General features: G+C 46.2%; 1 protein-coding gene. It reads left to right on the forward strand.

Features of this window, described 5'->3' with window-relative positions; translation table 11 throughout:
- The coding region (locus LI126_RS15375) for a transposase (protein WP_227165770.1) at positions 1-221 on the forward strand (221 nt) is incomplete at both ends.

Here is a 221-nt window from a genome sequence, read left to right on the forward strand (position 1 = left end):
GAAGAGTTTCATAACAGGACCTTTAAGCACTCACAGTATGTTTGCGTGTTCTTAGACGCCACTTATATTCCGCTCAAGCGCGGAACTGTTGAGCGCGAAGCGGTTAATATCGCGATTGGAATTCGTAGTGACGGCGGTAAAGAAGTCTTAGACTTCTCGGTAGCACCAAACGAAAATGGTGAAGCATGGCGTGAACTACTTGAAAGTTTACGCAATCGAGG

Source organism: Mediterraneibacter sp. 210702-DFI.5.30 (genome assembly GCF_020560115.1).
Lineage (GTDB): Bacteria > Bacillota > Clostridia > Lachnospirales > Lachnospiraceae > Mediterraneibacter > Mediterraneibacter faecis.